Genomic DNA, 17,477 nt, shown 5'->3' with positions numbered 1-17,477 from the left:
TGTCTATTCGCTTATTGTTTGTAATGGTACTTAGCGTTTTGCCGCCAAATCCTGCGCGCAGGCCCAGGCGCTCGACCACGCCCACTGGAAGTTATAGCCGCCCAACCAGCCGGTGACGTCCATCACTTCGCCGATAAAATAGAGACCCGGCACGCGGCGCGCTTCCATAGTCCGCGATGATAGTTCGTTTGTATCCACGCCGCCCAGCGTCACTTCCGCTGTCCGATAGCCTTCGGTGCCGTTAGGCTGCACTTGCCAGGCCGTAAGCGTGTCAACTAACGCCTGCTGGTCACGAACGTTCAACTGCCTGAGCGATACATCCGGGATGTGCCCCAACTGTTGTAAACACTCCACCAACCGTTTCGGCAAATGCATCGCCAGCGTGTTCTTCAGACTCTGGTTCGGGTGCGCGTTACGCTGTTCATTGAGAACGTCTTCCAGCGAGAGGTCCGGCAATAAGTTAATGCTCACTAACTCGCCCGGTTGCCAGTAGCTGGAAATCTGTAAAACAGCGGGGCCGGACAGCCCACGATGGGTAAAAAGTAGGTTTTCCCGAAATACCGTGCCATTGCGGGCGGTAATCACGCAGGGCACAGAGACGCCAGACAGCGTCTGGAGCTGTTCTAACAGCGGCTTATGCAGCGTAAAGGGCACCAGCCCGGCGCGCGTCGGCAACACCTTGAGACCAAACTGTTCGGCGATTTTATAGCCAAACGGCGATGCGCCAAGCCCCGGCATCGACAGGCCGCCGCTGGCAATCACCAGCTTTTGCGTAGTCACCGTCTCGCCGTTCAGCGCCAGTATGAAACCCGACTCATCACGCTCGACGCTCAGTACCTCGCTACGCAGGCGCATCGTTACGCCGCCTTTGTCGCACTCGGCAACCAGCATATCGACAATGCGTTGGGCGGAATCATCGCAAAAAAGCTGTCCCAGCGTTTTCTCATGCCAGGCTATCCCATACCTGCCGACCAGATCGATAAAGTCCCACTGGGTATAGCGGGCTAATGCTGATTTGCAAAAATGGGGGTTCTGGCTCAAATACGCAGCAGGCTCAACATAAAGATTAGTAAAGTTGCAGCGTCCACCGCCGGACATGAGGATTTTACGTCCTGGCTTCTTGCCATTATCGACGAGCAGCACGCGGCTACCCGCCTGTCCTGCCTGCGCGGCGCAAAACATGCCCGCTGCGCCAGCGCCTATAATAACGGCATCAAACCTTTCCACGTCGCCTTCCTCTCTCAAATTCGGGCGGGAATTGTAAAGTTTCCTCAGTGGTCGCACCAGCGCGAAAAGCGCCTGAAAATGGTATTCATCTGAAATATATAAGATAATTCTTTAGTGATATCAAACAAAGCACGAAGTACATCAAAAAAAGTCTATATTTCACTTTGCCCGCGCCGCCAAAGTCACTGATAATGCGCCGCGTTCATGTCCTCAAAATGGCGTAACGTCCTATGCTACATTTGTTTGCTGGCCTGGATTTACATACCGGGCTTTTATTATTGCTTGCTCTGGCTTTTGTGCTGTTCTACGAAGCGATTAACGGCTTCCATGACACAGCCAATGCAGTCGCAACCGTGATTTACACCCGTGCGATGCGTTCGCAGCTGGCGGTTGTCATGGCGGCGGTGTTTAACTTTTTTGGCGTTTTGCTGGGAGGTCTCAGCGTGGCGTATGCCATTGTGCATATGCTACCGACGGATCTCCTGCTCAACATGGGTTCCGCGCACGGCCTCGCTATGGTCTTTTCCATGTTGCTGGCGGCGATTATCTGGAACCTCGGTACCTGGTATTTCGGGTTGCCGGCGTCCAGTTCCCACACGCTGATTGGCGCCATTATCGGCATCGGTTTAACCAATGCGATGATGACCGGCACGTCAGTGGTGGATGCGCTTAACATCCCGAAAGTTATCAATATTTTCGGTTCACTCATTATCTCCCCTATTGTCGGTCTGGTATTCGCCGGCGGTCTGATTTTCTTGCTGCGCCGCTACTGGAGCGGTACTAAGAAACGCGCCCGTATCCACCTGACGCCAGCCGAACGTGAAAAGAAAGACGGCAAGAAAAAGCCGCCGTTCTGGACGCGTATCGCGCTGATCCTCTCAGCTATCGGCGTGGCGTTTTCGCATGGCGCGAACGATGGTCAGAAAGGCATTGGCCTGGTCATGCTGGTGCTGATTGGCGTCGCGCCTGCGGGTTTCGTGGTCAATATGAATGCCTCCAGCTACGAAATCACCCGTACGCGCGATGCTATCAACAATGTCGAAACGTACTTTGAGCAGCGTCCTGACCTGCTGAAAGCCGTCACCGGCGTTGACCAACTGATTCCCTCTCCGGAACCGGGCGCAACTGAACCGACTGAATTCCACTGCCATCCGGCTAACACCATTAACGCGCTTAACCGTGCGAAAGGGATGCTGGCAAACGTGGAAAGCTACGACAAGTTAAGCGTTGAACAGCGTAGCCAGTTGCGTCGCATTATGCTGTGCATTTCCGACACGACCGACAAAGTCGTGAAATTGCCTGGCATAAGCAGCGATGACCAGCGCCTGCTGAAAAAGCTGAAGACCGATATGTTAAGCACCATTGAGTATGCGCCGGTGTGGATCATTATGGCAGTGGCGTTGGCGCTGGGTATTGGTACGATGATCGGCTGGCGTCGCGTGGCGACCACTATCGGCGAGAAAATTGGTAAAAAAGGCATGACGTATGCGCAGGGAATGTCGGCGCAGATGACGGCGGCAGTCTCTATCGGTCTTGCCAGCTACACCGGTATGCCAGTTTCTACCACTCACGTCCTCTCCTCTTCAGTGGCGGGAACCATGGTCGTTGATGGCGGCGGGTTGCAGCGTAAAACCGTGACCAGCATTCTGATGGCCTGGGTATTTACGTTACCGGCGGCGATTATTCTTTCCGGCGTGCTGTACTGGCTTTCCCTGAAGATTATTTAAGCCAAATGGGCCGGATAGCGCTGTCGCTAATCCGGCCTGTCAGAATGAAGCAACACAGGCCTGACAGGCCGCTACAAGCGGCGTCATCCGGGAGGCTTATCTAACACAAGCGGGTCAGGAAACTGGCCCGCTTTTTTTATTCAGTGCCAAATCATGAGCGCAATCAAGCTCACCACCACCAAACCGCATAACGCGCTGGTCAGCAGAAACTGGCGGCGCACGCGTTCACAACGGCGAATAAATTCTTCATCATGATGATCGCGATAGCGCTGAGCGTAGATATACCATACCAGGCGCACCTGTTTGTTGGGCTGACCATGCGTGGTAAAGAAGCCGCCGCCATCGACATATTGATAGAGCAAAGGATCGCAACCACGAAGTACCACTAACAGTGCGCGTAGCGATGAGAAATAGCGCGCCATATTAACAATGCAAACGACACATAAAGCCCAGAATAGTGAGACGGTGCTTATCATATCTCCTCCCCGGCGACCCGCCCACGGAGTTCCTCTCCGGGACTACCGCTCCCCGATACCCTGCCAGACAATCAGTGAAAGAGTACTACGAAAGCCGTCCATATTAGCGCTCCGCATTCGAACGGCTCTTATACACATTGTAGGAGATCAGTTAATTTTTTTACCAGAAGGTTAATCACTATCAATGCAATTCCCTGAAAATTTTGTTTAACTAGCTGGCAAGCAAGGCAGATTGACGGATTATCTTGGTCGCTATAATGTAAGGATAGTTATGGTAAACGGCTGAGCTAGCCCCGCGCATAGAGTTCGCAGGACGCGGGTGACGCGGCGGCATAAGAAACGCCAGTAGCTCAATGGTCATCGACAACTTATGGAAGGAGTAACACTATGGCTTATAAACACATTCTTATCGCAGTTGATCTCTCCCCGGAAAGTAAAGTTCTGGTTGAAAAAGCGGTCTCTATGGCGCGCCCCTACAACGCGAAAATCTCCCTCATCCACGTTGACGTGAATTATTCAGACCTGTACACCGGTCTGATTGACGTCAATCTGGGCGATATGCAGAAACGTATCTCCGAAGAAACCCACCACGCGCTGACCGAGCTGTCTACCAACGCTGGCTACCCTATCACTGAAACCCTGAGCGGTAGCGGCGATTTGGGTCAGGTGCTGGTTGACGCCATCAAGAAATACGATATGGATCTGGTCGTTTGCGGTCATCACCAGGACTTCTGGAGCAAACTGATGTCTTCTGCGCGCCAGCTGATCAACACCGTTCACGTTGACATGCTGATTGTTCCGCTGCGCGACGAAGAAGAGTAATACTTGCCGTGCCGGCTGGCGGCTAAGACCGCATCTGGTCTATAGTCAATCAGGTTGGCCTGAACCATCAGGCAAATTCCGGCTCTCAACAACAACGCCCGCTTATGTGGGCGTTTTGTTTATCCCCCCTTCTTCGCAGTACTCAGTACATCATTCCATCACACCAAACATAATTAGTGTGATCCACTAATTAGTTTGCGTATCATTTGTATAATAACCTATTGATCAGGCTAATAACCGCAGTCTATATCAGGGTAAGTCTTTTCGGCGCGTTTTGATATACGCGCTCATACGTTTCGGGATGGCATTAAAAGGCGAAGGAATATGAATACAACTGCACCTACGGGCTTGCTGCAGCAACCTCGTCCATTTTTCATGATCTTTTTTGTAGAATTATGGGAACGATTTGGCTATTACGGCGTCCAGGGCATCCTGGCGGTCTTTTTCGTTAAACAATTGGGTTTTTCTCAGGAACAGGCCTTTATTACCTTTGGCGCTTTTGCGGCGCTGGTTTATGGCCTGATCTCCATCGGCGGCTATGTTGGCGACCATCTGTTAGGGACTAAACGCACCCTGGTCCTGGGCGCGATTGTGCTGGCGATTGGCTATTTTATGACCGGCATGTCGCTATTAAATCCCGATCTGATTTTTATCGCACTGGGTACGATTGCCGTGGGCAACGGGTTATTTAAAGCCAATCCCGCCAGCCTGCTCTCTAAATGCTATCAGCCTAAAGATCCCCGGCTGGATGGCGCTTTCACCCTGTTTTATATGTCGATTAACATCGGTTCTTTGTTATCGCTATCGCTGGCGCCGGTGATTGCCGATAAATTTGGCTATGCGGTGACCTATAATCTGTGCGGCGCTGGTTTAATTGTTGCGCTTCTGGTGTACTTCGCCTGCCGTGGCATGGTGAAAAATATCGGTTCTGAACCGGATCATAAACCGCTACGTTTTCGTAATTTGCTGCTGGTACTGCTCGGCACCGTCGTCATGATTTTCCTCTGCGCCTGGCTGATGCACAACGTTAAGATTGCCAATCTGGTGCTCATCGTCCTTTCTATCGTCGTCACTATTTTCTTCTTTCGCGAAGCGTTTCGTCTGGATAAAACCGGCCGCAATAAAATGTTCGTGGCGTTTATTCTGATGATTGAAGCCGTGCTGTTTTACATTCTGTATGCGCAGATGCCTACCTCGCTGAACTTCTTTGCGATTAATAACGTACATCATGAAATTCTTGGATTCGCCATTAACCCGGTGAGTTTTCAGGCGCTGAACCCATTCTGGGTGGTCGTCGCCAGTCCGGTACTGGCAGCGATTTACACCCGACTGGGTAGCAAAGGCAAAGATCTGACTATGCCGATGAAGTTTACGCTCGGCATGTTCCTCTGCGCGCTGGGTTTTCTGACCGCCGCCGCCGCCGGGATGTGGTTTGCCGATGCGCAAGGATTGACGTCGCCGTGGTTTATCGTGCTGGTGTATCTGTTCCAGAGTCTGGGCGAGCTGCTGATTAGCGCGCTGGGGCTGGCAATGGTCGCCGCTCTGGTGCCGCAGCATCTGATGGGTTTTATTCTGGGAATGTGGTTCCTGACCCAGGCCGCCGCCTTCCTGCTCGGCGGTTATGTGGCGACCTTCACTGCCGTACCGGAAAACATCACCGATCCGTTGCAGACGCTGCCAATTTATACCGGCGTCTTTAGCAAAATTGGTCTGGTAACGCTGGCGGTCACCGTGGTGATGGCCATTATGGTGCCGTGGTTAAACCGAATGATTAATACGCCAGATACCGAACAGTAATACTCAGTGCCGGATGCGGCTTACGCCTTATCCGGCCTACAAATAATTGAGAATCGTAGGCCCGATAAGCGCAACGCCATCGGGCAATCCGTTACTCCGTCAGAGGGGTTCCGGCATAAATATCAAACCGATGCCCTTTGGTAACGATGGCGTTGGGCGTCGCGACATCCGCCAGCGGCGGCGCATAATCGGGACGTTTGACCACCACGCGTTTGGTCGCCAACTGACGCGCCGGTTCCAGCAGTCCGTCGGCGTCGAGATCCGGCCCCACCAACGACTGAAATACCCGCATCTCTTTCTTTACCAGCGCGCTTTTCTGCCGGTGAGGAAACATCGGATCGAGGTAGACCACCTGCGGGCGCGGCGTGATATCGGTTAACGCCGTCAGGCTGGAAGCATGAATCAACTGCAAACGTTGCTGCAACCACGGACCGATGTCCGCATCGGCGTAGCCGCGCGTCAGACCGTCGTCGAGCAACGCGGCGACCACCGGATTACGCTCCAGCATCCGCACGCGGCAACCGACGGATGCCAGCACAAACGCATCGCGCCCCAGTCCGGCCGTGGCATCAACCACGTCCGGCAGATAATCGCCTTTGATACCAACGGCTTTCGCCACCGCTTCGCCGCGCCCGCCGCCGAACTTACGTCGATGGGCCATCGCGCCGCCGACAAAATCGACAAAAATACCGCCGAGCTTCGGTTCGTCGCGCTTGCGCAGCTCCAGATGTTGCGGCGTCAATACCAGCGCCATCGGGTTGTCTTCGTCATGCTCCAGTCCCCAGCGGGCAGCCAGAACAGATAAGGCGCCGTCTGTGGCGCCCGTTTCATCCATTAAGCAGATTTGCACGTAAAATCAGCCTTTAATCCCGTAATGCTCCAGCATCGCGTCCAGTTGTGGTTCACGGCCACGGAAGCGTTTAAAGAGTTCCATCGGCTCTTCAGAACCACCGCGAGTCAGGATGTTATCAAGGAACGACTGACCGGTCTCACGGTTGAAAATGCCTTCCTCCTCAAAGCGGGAATAAGCGTCCGCCGCCAGTACGTCGGCCCACAGATAGCTGTAGTAGCCTGCTGCATAGCCGCCAGCAAAGATATGGCTGAACGCGTGTGGGAAGCGGCCCCATGTCGGTGACGGCACCACGGCGACCTGTTTTTTAATTTCAAAGAGCGTCTCAAGAATTTTCGCCCCTTGCTGCGGGTTAAATTCCGCATGCAGACGGAAATCAAACAAACCGAACTCCAGTTGACGCAGAATAAACAGCGCCGCCTGATAGTTTTTCGCCGCCAGCATTTTATCCAGCAGTTCCTTCGGCAACGGCTCGCCGGTTTCATAGTGGCCGGAGATAAACGCCAGCGCTTCCGGCTCCCAGCACCAGTTTTCCATAAACTGGCTTGGCAGTTCGACCGCGTCCCACGGCACGCCGCTGATACCGGAGACCCCGGCGGTCTCAATGCGGGTCAGCATATGATGCAGGCCATGACCAAACTCGTGGAACAGGGTGATCACTTCGTCATGGGTAAACAGAGCGGGTTTACCGTTCACCGGACGGTTGAAGTTACAGGTCAGATAAGCGACCGGCTTTTGCAATGTGCCGTCCGCCTTACGCATCTGGCCGACACAGTCGTCCATCCACGCCCCGCCGCGTTTGTGTTCGCGCGCGTACAGGTCAAGGTAGAAGCTGCCGCGCAGCTCGTTATTTTCGTCATACAGTTCAAAGAAACGCACTTCCGGGTGCCAGACATCAACGTCAGTACGCTCTTTGGCGGTGATGCCGTAAATACGTTTCACCACTTCAAACAGGCCATTCACGGCTTTGTTTTCCGGAAAGTACGGGCGTAGCTGCTCATCGCTGATGCTGTACAGGTGCTGTTTTTGCTTTTCACTGTAGTACGCGATATCCCACGGTTGCAGCTCCTCAACGCCAAATTCGGCTTTGGCGAAGGCGCGCAGCTGGGCCAGCTCTTTTTCCCCCTGCGGACGGGCGCGTTTCGCCAGATCGGTTAAGAAATCGAGCACCTGCTGCGGATTTTCCGCCATCTTGGTGGCCAGCGATTCATGGGCATAATTTTCGAAGCCCAGCAGTTGCGCCAGTTCATGGCGCAGCGCAAGAATTTCTTCCATCACCGGGCTATTATCCCACTTACCGGCGTTCGGCCCCTGGTCGGAGGCGCGAGTGGAATAGGCGCGATACATCTCTTCGCGCAACGCCTGGTTGTCGCAGTAGGTCATGACCGGCAGATAGCTCGGGATATCCAGGGTCAGCAGGTAACCTTCCTGCTCTTTGGCTTCCGCCTGGGCTTTAGCGGCGGCGAGCGCGCTTTCCGGCATTCCCGCCAGCTCGGCTTCGTCGGTGATGAGCTTCGTCCAGCCCATGGTGGCATCGAGCACGTTGTTGCTGTACTGGTTGCCCAGCTCAGACAGGCGAGTGGCGATTTCGCCGTAACGCTGCTGTTTCTCTTTCGGCAGGCCGATGCCGGACAGTTCAAAATCACGCAGCGCGTTATCAACCGCTTTCTTCTGCGCGGTATTCAGAGTGGCGTAATGATCGCCGTCGCGCAGGTCGCGGTACGCATTGTACAACCCTTCATGTTGCCCAACCCAGGTGCTGTATTCAGACAGCAGCGGCAGCGTCTGTTCGTAGGCTTCACGCAGTTCCGGACTATTTTTCACCGAGTTTAAGTGGCTAATTGGCGAGAAAATACGCCCCAGAACATCGTCAGCTTCCGCCAACGGCTGGCAGAGATTTTCCCAGCTATACGGCGCGCCATGCGCCACAACGCCTTCTACCGCCGCCCGGCAATCGGCCAACGCTTTGGTGACCGCAGGCACCACATGCTCCGGTTTAATTGCAGAAAAAGGCGGCAGTGAAAAAGACGTTAGTAATGGATTGGTCATATGCGCAGTCCTGTAGAAGAAGGTGAGTGGAGCGCGCTTTTGGCGCTCTCGCGATGAGATCTAGAATGGGGGATAGTAAGGGGAATTTCAATGATGGACAGCGTACAGACGTGGGTATCGCTGCAATAAGCCGCCCCTTTAACATCATCCCGGCTTACGTTTTATAAGCCGGGTGACAACGTCAGCGCGTTTTTCTCGCCATCTCGTAAGCAGCGGACAGATCCAGACGCTGCCAGAACTGTTGATCCTCGGTCTCGCCCGACAACGGATATCCTGCCGGTAACGCCGTCTCTTCCATTAACGCCTGACGCTGCGCTGGCGACAGGTTCGGCAGCGCTGTCTGTAGCAGAACATCGGCGCCTTTTGGTATTTTCAACGGCTGATGCTCGCCTTTCTGTTGCGGCAGGTTATAAGTCATGGTGAAGCGGTAGAAGGTATGCATAGCCGGATCGCGATACGGATCGTCTTTTCCGGCCGATGCCGCGCATTCGACAATCGTCGTACCGCACTCTTTCACCAGCGCCTCGCGCAGTTGGGCGCGAGCTTCGTTGAATAACGTACGATAATACGGATCGTTAAGATAATGCGCGACATTACGCTGCGCGACCATCCGCGCGCCCATAACATCCAGCGGATAGTGTACGCCAAGGACCAGGCGAGAATAGCCATAACGCGCGCCACGAATCACCAGCGCATCAAAGCGTTCCGGGATCATTTCCGCCATCAACAGCGCATCCGTATAACCGGTATTCGTGTGTCCGCTGGGAAAAGCACCGCCACCTGCGGTATAAGGATGACCATCTTTTACCACCACATCATCCGGCGTCAAATGGATAGTATTACCCGGCACCTGGTAAGGACGCGGGTAATGAAAATATTTTTTCGCCGCGCCGGTGCTGACTTCCGAGGCTTTAATCAACGCTGCCGCTTTGCCCAACTCACCTTTATCATAAGCGGCGAGAAATGCCCGCCCCAGCCGCGGCCCCATTGCGTCGCTCAGGAAATAGAGATACTCCACGCTTTCCGCATCCGCCAGCGCCTGGTGACGGGTATTAACATCGGCATCGTGATTAATCGCCGTCACCGTCGCCAGATTGTCTTTCAATACTGCTTCCGGCAATGTATTGAAGGCGGAAAGTAGGGTAATCCCCATCTGTTGATTCTCAGTAGTATGAAAATCATAACCGCTAGCCTGTAACCAGGCATTATCCGCCTGGATGGAATTCTGTCGCATCTGAGCCAGGGCGTCGCGAGTCAACGCGGCGGTATCGCCTTGTAATGCCTTACGCAACTGTGTCAGCCATTGAGCCTCAAGGTCATTAAAGGCGACGCTCGCCGAGTCGGGCGTCACGCTTTTTGCTATCGACTCCGCCTGGGACAGGGGAATATCTTTCGCCAGTGCCGGCATCGCCAGCGCCAGAGATGACGCCAGTACAGTAATGTGTAGTTTCATTATGGTTCCTTTCATTAAAAATAACGCCAGGTCAAAACTACTACCTTGCCCACAGGCGATGCTGGCCTGCGCAGTTGACGGTTTGATGATACGAACACGTCTTGCAATACTTTCACAACGCGCGAAACAACATGGCGGTACTGGGGTAATCTGCGCGGATCTGCGGTAAACTATCGGCTAACTTGTTTACTTCCCGGAATATCTGCATCCATGCTCAGTTATCGTCACAGCTTTCACGCTGGCAACCACGCCGACGTCCTTAAACATACCGTTCAGAGCCTGATCATCGAGTCGCTAAAAGAGAAAGAAAAACCGTTTCTCTATCTGGACACGCACGCGGGCGCGGGGCGTTATCAGTTGGGCAGCGAACATGCTGAACGTACCGGAGAGTATCTGGAAGGCATCGCCCGTATCTGGCAGCAGGACGATCTGCCCGCCGAACTGGAACCGTATATTAGCGTCGTAAAACATTTCAACCGTAGCGGGCAGTTACGCTACTATCCGGGCTCCCCGTTAATCGCCCGCCAGTTGCTGCGTGAACAGGACAGTCTGCAACTCACGGAATTGCATCCCAGCGACTTCCCACTGTTGCGCGCGGAGTTTCAAAAAGACAACCGCGCCCGCGTGGAACGCGCTGACGGCTATCAGCAACTGAAAGCCAAATTGCCGCCGGTTTCCCGCCGCGGTCTGATCCTCATTGACCCGCCTTATGAAATGAAAACCGACTACCAGGCGGTAGTCAGCGGCATCAGCGAGGGTTATAAACGTTTCGCCACTGGTACATACGCGCTATGGTATCCGGTGGTGCTCCGCCAGCAAATTAAGCGCATGATTCATGAGCTGGAGGCCACCGGCATCCGTAAAATCCTGCAAATTGAGCTGGCGATCCGCCCGGACAGCGATCAGCGCGGGATGACGGCGTCCGGTATGATCGTGGTTAACCCGCCGTGGAAACTGGAGCAGCAGATGAACAACGTGCTACCGTGGCTGCACAGCAGGTTGGCGCCAAACGGTCACGGACACACTTCGGTAAGCTGGATCGTGCCGGAGTAATCACAGCCATCGGTGGAACCTTTCACCTTCAGGTATACAATCGCGAATATTTTGGCGGGTAGCGCAGAATCTATCCGTCCGACAACGAACATAAAGGAGCGGTCATGACCAAACACTATGATTACATCGCTATCGGCGGCGGCAGCGGCGGTATCGCCTCGATTAACCGCGCCGCTATGTACGGCCAGAAATGTGCGCTCATCGAAGCCAAAGAGCTGGGCGGCACCTGTGTTAACGTGGGCTGCGTGCCGAAGAAAGTGATGTGGCATGCCGCGCAGATTCGTGAAGCGATTCATCTGTATGGCCCGGACTACGGTTTTGACGCCACGATTAATCAGTTCGACTGGAGCAAGCTGATTGCCAGCCGTACCGCGTATATTGACCGCATCCATACTTCATACGACAACGTGCTGGGCAAAAATAACGTGGATGTGATTAAAGGCTTTGCCCGCTTTGTCGATGCCAAAACCATTGAAGTGAACGGCGAAACCATTACCGCCGACCATATTTTGATCGCTACCGGCGGCCGTCCAAGCCATCCTGAGATTCCAGGCGTGGAATACGGCATTGATTCCGACGGTTTCTTTGCGCTGTCGGCCTTGCCGGAGCGCGTCGCGGTGGTAGGCGCAGGTTATATCGCCGTTGAACTGGCTGGCGTTATCAACGCGCTGGGGGCGAAAACGCATCTGTTTGTCCGTAAACATGCGCCGCTGCGCAGTTTTGACCCAATGATTAGCGAAACGCTGGTTGAGGTGATGAACGCCGAAGGCCCGCAACTGCATACTCACGCCGTGCCGAAAGCGGTGGTGAAAAACGCCGACGGCAGTCTGACTCTGGAACTGGAAGATGGCCGCAGTGAAACCGTTGATTGCCTGATCTGGGCCATTGGTCGCGAACCGTCGACCGACAATATTAATCTGGCGGCAGCGGGCGTGAAAACCAATGAAAAAGGTTACATCATCGTTGATAAATGGCAGAACACGAACGTAGAAGGCATTTACGCCGTTGGCGATAACACCGGCGCAGTGGAGTTAACGCCAGTCGCCGTCGCCGCCGGTCGCCGTCTCTCCGAACGCCTGTTTAACAACAAGCCGGACGAGCATCTGGACTACAGCAACATCCCGACCGTGGTCTTTAGCCATCCGCCTATCGGCACCGTCGGATTAAGCGAGCCGCAGGCGCGCGAGCAGTACGGCGACGAGCAGGTAAAAGTCTATAAATCATCGTTTACCGCTATGTATACCGCGGTGACGACGCACCGCCAGCCGTGCCGTATGAAGCTGGTCTGCGTCGGGCCGGAAGAAAAAATTGTGGGTATCCACGGTATCGGCTTCGGCATGGATGAAATGTTGCAGGGCTTCGCAGTGGCGCTGAAGATGGGCGCTACCAAGAAAGACTTCGATAATACCGTCGCTATTCACCCGACCGCATCGGAAGAGTTTGTGACCATGCGTTAATATCTTGTGCGCCCATCTTCAAGGGTGGGCGCACAAGCCTGCATGATTAATACGTACTGAAATAACTCTGGATCAGTTCCGGATTACGCGTCTGAGTTAATGCCGTCATCAGCAAGACTCGCGCCTTCGCCGGGTTGAGCGAGTCAGACACCAGCCCTGGCTGCCCTTTATCCAACGGTACGACGCCGTTTCCGGTGCGGGAAGCGCGCACCACGATAATCCCGGCTTTCTCCGCTTTTTTAATCCCCGCGTCGCTGCGTACCGAGACCGAACCTGCGCCGGTTCCGGCATAAATAATACCGTCCGCGTGATGGGCGATCGCCGCATCATACATATATTCCGGGTCGTCCTGATAGCCGTAAATAATCACCACATTGGGTAATTTTTTGATATTACGTACGTCAAAAACAGATCGCAGGGTATGAATTTTTTCCACCCGCGTTTCGAACTGTGGCTGACCATTAACGATGACCCCCAGATAGCCCTCTTCCGGCGCTTTAAAGGTATCCAGAGTCGTGGCATTAGTTTTCGTCACAAAGCGCGCCGAACCAATACGATCGTTTAAAACCACCATCACACCGCGTCCCTTCGCATTCGGGTCAGCAGCCACCGTGACCGCTTCCAGCAGGTTCATTGCGCCATCGGCGCTGATTGCCGACGCGGGCCGCATTGCAGCGGTAAACACCACCGGTTTGTCGCTTTTCACGGTCAAATTAAGAAAGTAGGCGGTTTCATCGAGCGTGTCAGTGCCATGAGTAATAACCACACCGTCAACATCGTCCCGCGCCAATAACGCATTCACCTTCTGTGAAAGTTTCAGGATGATATCGCTGGTCATATTTTCGCTACCAATATTCGCCACCTGCTCGCCGTCAACGCGAGCGATATTATTCATTTCCGGCACGGCATTTATTAATGTTTGCACGCCAAGTTCACCAGATTTATATCCGGCGGTTTGCGTATTATTGGCTGCCGTCCCGGCGATAGTACCGCCTGTCGCGAGAATAACAATATGCGGTAGTGACGTTGTGCTAAATACACAGTGGCTGATGAGCAGCAACACGGTGGCCATGAAAACTCTAATTTTCATTTTCTTCCTCTGAATTAAAAATAATAAGTGACGTGTGCTATAAAAAATTTAATAACAATCAGGCCAGAACCATTTTTCCTATTAACAGCCCGACAATGACCGAGACAATCACGTTAACTAATCCCGGACGCATAAAACTATGGTTAAGCACATATTTGCCAATACGCGTCGTACCGGTATCGTCAAACGCCAGCGCCGCCAGACACTGCCCTGCCACCGGAATAAAGAAATAGCCGTTAACGGCAGGCCAGGAGCCGATTAACGCATAAGCGGGCAACCCTAACGCCAGCCCCAGCGGCAACAGAATTAACGTCGTTGCCGCCTGGCTGCTGACCATAGCGGACACGAAAAACATCATAATGGCGATAAGCCAGGTATGCTGTTGCAATAGAGTTTGCACTTCTGCCTTAATCAACGCGATATGACCATTCACGAACGTCTCACTCATCCAGGCCAGGCCGAAGGCGCAGACAATCGCCAGCGCGCCCGCCCGAAATACCGTACCGCTGATAATTTGATCGACCTGCGGCCGGCATAACAACACAATCAGGCAGGCAAAAGAGAGCATCGTAATCTGGATAGCGGCGGACATCGAAAGCGGTTGTAGCCCTTTCGCTGTCTCCACCATGGGCCGAAGCGCCGGAATCAATCCTAAGAGAACGATAACGATCGCGCTGGTCAGAAATAACGCCACCGACAATTTGGCGCGCGAAGTGACCACCGTATTTTTACTTTCTTTCTGCGCAGGTTTAATTAACCCTTCAGCAAGCCGACGTTGATATTCCGGATCGTCTTTTAACTCTTTTCCTTTATTAAAGGTCGCTATTGCCCCCATCGCTACGCCGATTAACGTGGCGGGCACGCAAATCATCATAATGGTTGAAATAGAGACGCCCAACGGCGCCATTAAACCAATCATCGCCGCCATGGCGGCAGATATAGGACTGGCGGTGATCGCCTGTTGCGATGCAATAACAGAAATAGATAAAGGACGTTCCGGTCGAATACCTGAATCCCGTGCGACTTCAGAAATAACCGGCAGCAAGCTATAAACGACATGCCCCGTTCCTGACATAAACGTGAAGATATAACAGATAAACGGCGCTAATAACGTAATGTAACGAGGGTGGCGACGCAGAATTTTTTCCGCCAGTTTGACCAGTAAATCCAGCCCGCCGGAGGCCTGTAAAGATGCGGCCGCCAGGACAACAGAAAGAATTATCAGAATAACATCAATCGGTGGCGTAGAAGGCGTCAGACCAAAAATAAAAACCATCACGCCGACGCCTAACCCGCCGACCATCCCTAAAAATACGCCGCCGATCCTGGCGCCTATCATCAGGGCCACAAGGATAAAACATAATTCCGTCCAAAACATACTTCCTCCTGGGTTATCTGGAGTGAGTGTCGCTTTACATTGAGGGACGTAACCTATTGTGCAAACGGTTTACCAAAACCAAATGCGCCGTAATGAGATAAAATCTGCGCCGCCGATTTCCCGCCCTGCCACATGGCGCGTAACACGCTTTCTTTATCGGGTTCCGCCATACCCGATTGCAAAATGGAAAGCAAAAAACCGGTTAAGAAGGCGTCGCCTGCGCCCAGCGTATCGACAGGTTCGATATAAACAGGTTGCCACTCCAGATAATCCGCGCCGGAAAAATAATAAACTTTTTCATGCCCGCAGGTGGCAATAATATGCCGACAGCCATAACGATAAAGTTTATTGAGTTTTATTTTGATTTCATCTGGCGATAACCCGCTGCAGGAGATAAATCCGTAATCTACCCACGGGCATACCTTTTCAAAATAGTCGTCTGTACCGCGCCCGGAAAAATCAAAAGAGAGTAAGACGGTTTGTTGTTTAATTTTCTCCAGCTCCGATTCCAGATGGCCGTTAATACTGGAATGGACTAATGTAAATTGTGATATATAGCGAAGATCATCGTCAGACAGGCTAAAAGGATGTTCCCGCAATACGCCGTTTTTGTTGCTGGCGACAAATTGTCGATCGCCATGCGAGAGACGGATACAAGCATATCCATTTTCGCCGGTATAATGGCGGCTGTGAGAGATATCTATCTGTAGCTGGTGTAATACATCCTGTACGTGCTGCGCGGCGTCGTCATTGCCAAACGCCCCCATAAACGCGCTGGGGATGTCTGCTAATTTCGCATAGACAGCAAAATTTAATGCATTACCGCCGGGGTACATGATGCCGGAATGCAGGTATTTATCGACAACGTTGTCGCCAATACCCAATACGCTGATGCTCATCATTATTCCTTGTTTGTCTTTACAATAAAAAGCGTCCCTGCTTTTTTATCCATCCTGATGTAATTAATATTCCACTTTCCACATATAGCGGCGCGTCGTTAACGGATGCTGGCGCGCCTCAGCTAACGCCCGATTGTAAACGGGATAAACGTTATTAAAGAGAGAGTGGTTAAAGTAATCAATAACCGTGGTTTTAATGGTCGATAGCCCCAGCTCTTTCGCATCGACAACTTCAATCCGGCGGCCATATTTTTTCAGGAAGTTTAACGCGCGTTCATCCACCGCCCGCGTATTGCCCTCGGAAAACTGGAAGAAGAAAGGCGTATTCGCATCGGTAATTTCAAACGGCCCGTGGAAAAACTCACCGCTATGAATACAGGCGGAATGTATCCATTGCATTTCCATAAAGATACAGATGCTCTGTAGGTAGGCTGCGCCATAGCCCGCGCCGCTGGCGACGGTGTAAATGACTTTATCGTCTTTATATTCCTGCGCGAACGCCTGCGCACGCTCCGCAACCTGCTCGCAAGCGCGCCAGACGATACGGTTGATTTTGCTGACGCCATCCTGAAAATCGTCGTAGTGCGCATACCCTTCCGTCTGCTGGAGCAGTTCGACCGCACTCAGCAGGCCTTTCATCGTTTTCTCTCCGGCAATATCTTTACCGTCGCCAAACGTGTACGTTTCCACATAGTCGCAATGCGCCACCAACGGTGAATCCATTACCCAGGTTAAACCAATGACCGGCGCGCCGTGTTGACGGGCGATTTCAGCCGCTTTAATTGTCTCTGGCGTATTACCTTTGTGGGAGGCGACAACCACAACGGCATTTTCTCCCAGCGCTACCGGCGGGTTGTTAATAAATTCTCCGCTGTTATACAGACCGACAGTCAACGCTTTCGCTTCTTTTTCTAAAAATGCTTTCGCCGGATAGAACGCCGCATAAGAACCGCCGCACGCCACGTAATAGACGTGTCTAACGCCCCCTTTCTCTGCCTGGCTGGTCACAATATTGCTAACTGTCTCTTTCATACCCATCATGCTTTCCTCTGGTTCCATCAATGATACAGGCGAGGATTCGCCATAAATGACTCATAATGTATTGTTATTTTTATATGACATTTAAAGACATTTGATCAAGATGGAAACCAAAAAAAATCGGGATCCGCGAGCTGGATCCCGATTCAGCCTGCTCTTCG

General features: G+C 52.9%; 14 protein-coding genes. 5 read left to right on the top strand and 9 right to left on the bottom strand.

What is annotated here, in order from left to right; all coding sequences use genetic code 11:
* Window positions 1-30 precede the first annotated feature (30 nt).
* A complete protein-coding gene (locus tag LCS67_RS01240) occupies window positions 31-1,227 on the bottom strand; it encodes an NAD(P)/FAD-dependent oxidoreductase (RefSeq protein WP_000439244.1) in 1,197 nt (398 codons plus the stop codon).
* A gap of 230 nt (window positions 1,228-1,457) precedes the next feature.
* Here LCS67_RS01240 and pitA point away from each other — a divergent pair, with 230 nt between their 5' ends.
* Window positions 1,458-2,954, top strand: coding sequence for an inorganic phosphate transporter PitA (gene pitA, locus LCS67_RS01235; protein ID WP_100521901.1), 1,497 nt, complete (start codon window positions 1,458-1,460; stop codon window positions 2,952-2,954).
* Window positions 2,955-3,094: 140 nt separating this feature from the next.
* On the opposite strand, the gene uspB is transcribed toward pitA, so the two are convergent.
* The gene (uspB, locus tag LCS67_RS01230; protein WP_000626193.1) at window positions 3,095-3,430 is read right to left on the bottom strand and encodes a universal stress protein UspB; all 336 of its coding nucleotides are present in this window, start codon (window positions 3,428-3,430) and stop codon (window positions 3,095-3,097) included.
* A 387-nt stretch (window positions 3,431-3,817) separates the two neighbouring features.
* Here uspB and uspA point away from each other — a divergent pair, with 387 nt between their 5' ends.
* Window positions 3,818-4,252 carry a universal stress protein UspA gene (uspA, locus tag LCS67_RS01225; RefSeq protein ID WP_000323565.1) on the top strand — a complete coding sequence of 145 codons (435 nt, stop codon included), beginning with the start codon at window positions 3,818-3,820 and terminating at the stop codon, window positions 4,250-4,252.
* A gap of 324 nt (window positions 4,253-4,576) precedes the next feature.
* A complete protein-coding gene (dtpB, locus tag LCS67_RS01220; RefSeq protein ID WP_001098274.1) occupies window positions 4,577-6,049 on the top strand; it encodes a dipeptide/tripeptide permease DtpB in 1,473 nt (490 codons plus the stop codon).
* Window positions 6,050-6,140: 91 nt separating this feature from the next.
* Here the strand turns inward: dtpB and rsmJ are convergent, their stop codons facing one another.
* From rsmJ to LCS67_RS01205, 3 genes are all read right to left on the bottom strand, one after another.
* Window positions 6,141-6,899, bottom strand: a complete 759-nt coding sequence (rsmJ, locus tag LCS67_RS01215; protein WP_001165130.1) for a 16S rRNA (guanine(1516)-N(2))-methyltransferase RsmJ — start codon at window positions 6,897-6,899, stop codon at window positions 6,141-6,143.
* A gap of 6 nt (window positions 6,900-6,905) precedes the next feature.
* On the bottom strand, window positions 6,906-8,948 hold the full coding sequence (gene prlC / locus LCS67_RS01210; protein ID WP_000184178.1) for an oligopeptidase A: 2,043 nt from the start codon (window positions 8,946-8,948) through the stop codon (window positions 6,906-6,908).
* Window positions 8,949-9,129: 181 nt separating this feature from the next.
* Window positions 9,130-10,401: an acid phosphatase gene (locus LCS67_RS01205; protein ID WP_000766150.1), complete on the bottom strand. Its 1,272-nt coding sequence runs from the start codon at window positions 10,399-10,401 to the stop codon at window positions 9,130-9,132.
* Window positions 10,402-10,611: 210 nt separating this feature from the next.
* Here LCS67_RS01205 and LCS67_RS01200 point away from each other — a divergent pair, with 210 nt between their 5' ends.
* Together LCS67_RS01200 and gorA are read left to right on the top strand one after the other, a co-directional pair.
* A complete protein-coding gene (locus LCS67_RS01200) occupies window positions 10,612-11,454 on the top strand; it encodes a 23S rRNA (adenine(2030)-N(6))-methyltransferase RlmJ (RefSeq protein WP_000954235.1) in 843 nt (280 codons plus the stop codon).
* A gap of 104 nt (window positions 11,455-11,558) precedes the next feature.
* Window positions 11,559-12,911 carry a glutathione-disulfide reductase gene (gene gorA / locus LCS67_RS01195; protein ID WP_000160765.1) on the top strand — a complete coding sequence of 451 codons (1,353 nt, stop codon included), beginning with the start codon at window positions 11,559-11,561 and terminating at the stop codon, window positions 12,909-12,911.
* 46 nt (window positions 12,912-12,957) lie between these two features.
* Here gorA and fraE read toward each other — a convergent pair whose 3' ends face one another.
* The 4 genes from fraE to fraB all read right to left on the bottom strand — a co-directional run bounded on the left by fraE (window position 12,958) and on the right by fraB (window position 17,319).
* Window positions 12,958-14,001, bottom strand: a complete 1,044-nt coding sequence (gene fraE / locus LCS67_RS01190; RefSeq protein ID WP_000702755.1) for a fructose-asparagine asparaginase — start codon at window positions 13,999-14,001, stop codon at window positions 12,958-12,960.
* Between the two features lie 58 nt (window positions 14,002-14,059).
* A complete protein-coding gene (locus LCS67_RS01185) occupies window positions 14,060-15,379 on the bottom strand; it encodes an anaerobic C4-dicarboxylate transporter family protein (RefSeq protein WP_000498935.1) in 1,320 nt (439 codons plus the stop codon).
* 53 nt (window positions 15,380-15,432) lie between these two features.
* Window positions 15,433-16,278 carry a fructose-aspartate kinase gene (fraD, locus tag LCS67_RS01180; RefSeq protein WP_000028427.1) on the bottom strand — a complete coding sequence of 282 codons (846 nt, stop codon included), beginning with the start codon at window positions 16,276-16,278 and terminating at the stop codon, window positions 15,433-15,435.
* Between the two features lie 63 nt (window positions 16,279-16,341).
* The gene (fraB, locus tag LCS67_RS01175; RefSeq protein WP_077916009.1) at window positions 16,342-17,319 is read right to left on the bottom strand and encodes a 6-phosphofructose-aspartate deglycase; all 978 of its coding nucleotides are present in this window, start codon (window positions 17,317-17,319) and stop codon (window positions 16,342-16,344) included.
* Window positions 17,320-17,477 lie beyond the last annotated feature (158 nt).

Origin of the sequence: Salmonella sp. A7 (assembly GCF_020181675.1) — a bacterium.
GTDB lineage: Bacteria > Pseudomonadota > Gammaproteobacteria > Enterobacterales > Enterobacteriaceae > Salmonella > Salmonella enterica.
This window is presented reverse-complemented; position numbering and strand designations above follow the sequence as displayed.

Bases quoted from the DNA above. Each gene is read 5' to 3' on its own strand.
- LCS67_RS01200 (WP_000954235.1), top strand. From the start codon at position 10,612: ATGCTCAGTTATCGTCACAGCTTTCACGCTGGCAACCACGCCGACGTC.
- fraE (WP_000702755.1), bottom strand. From the start codon at position 14,001: ATGAAAATTAGAGTTTTCATGGCCACCGTGTTGCTGCTCATCAGCCAC.
- pitA (WP_100521901.1), top strand. From the start codon at position 1,458: ATGCTACATTTGTTTGCTGGCCTGGATTTACATACCGGGCTTTTATTA.
- prlC (WP_000184178.1), bottom strand. From the start codon at position 8,948: ATGACCAATCCATTACTAACGTCTTTTTCACTGCCGCCTTTTTCTGCA.
- LCS67_RS01205 (WP_000766150.1), bottom strand. From the start codon at position 10,401: ATGAAACTACACATTACTGTACTGGCGTCATCTCTGGCGCTGGCGATG.
- fraB (WP_077916009.1), bottom strand. From the start codon at position 17,319: ATGATGGGTATGAAAGAGACAGTTAGCAATATTGTGACCAGCCAGGCA.
- dtpB (WP_001098274.1), top strand. From the start codon at position 4,577: ATGAATACAACTGCACCTACGGGCTTGCTGCAGCAACCTCGTCCATTT.
- gorA (WP_000160765.1), top strand. From the start codon at position 11,559: ATGACCAAACACTATGATTACATCGCTATCGGCGGCGGCAGCGGCGGT.
- LCS67_RS01185 (WP_000498935.1), bottom strand. From the start codon at position 15,379: ATGTTTTGGACGGAATTATGTTTTATCCTTGTGGCCCTGATGATAGGC.
- uspB (WP_000626193.1), bottom strand. From the start codon at position 3,430: ATGATAAGCACCGTCTCACTATTCTGGGCTTTATGTGTCGTTTGCATT.
- uspA (WP_000323565.1), top strand. From the start codon at position 3,818: ATGGCTTATAAACACATTCTTATCGCAGTTGATCTCTCCCCGGAAAGT.
- fraD (WP_000028427.1), bottom strand. From the start codon at position 16,278: ATGAGCATCAGCGTATTGGGTATTGGCGACAACGTTGTCGATAAATAC.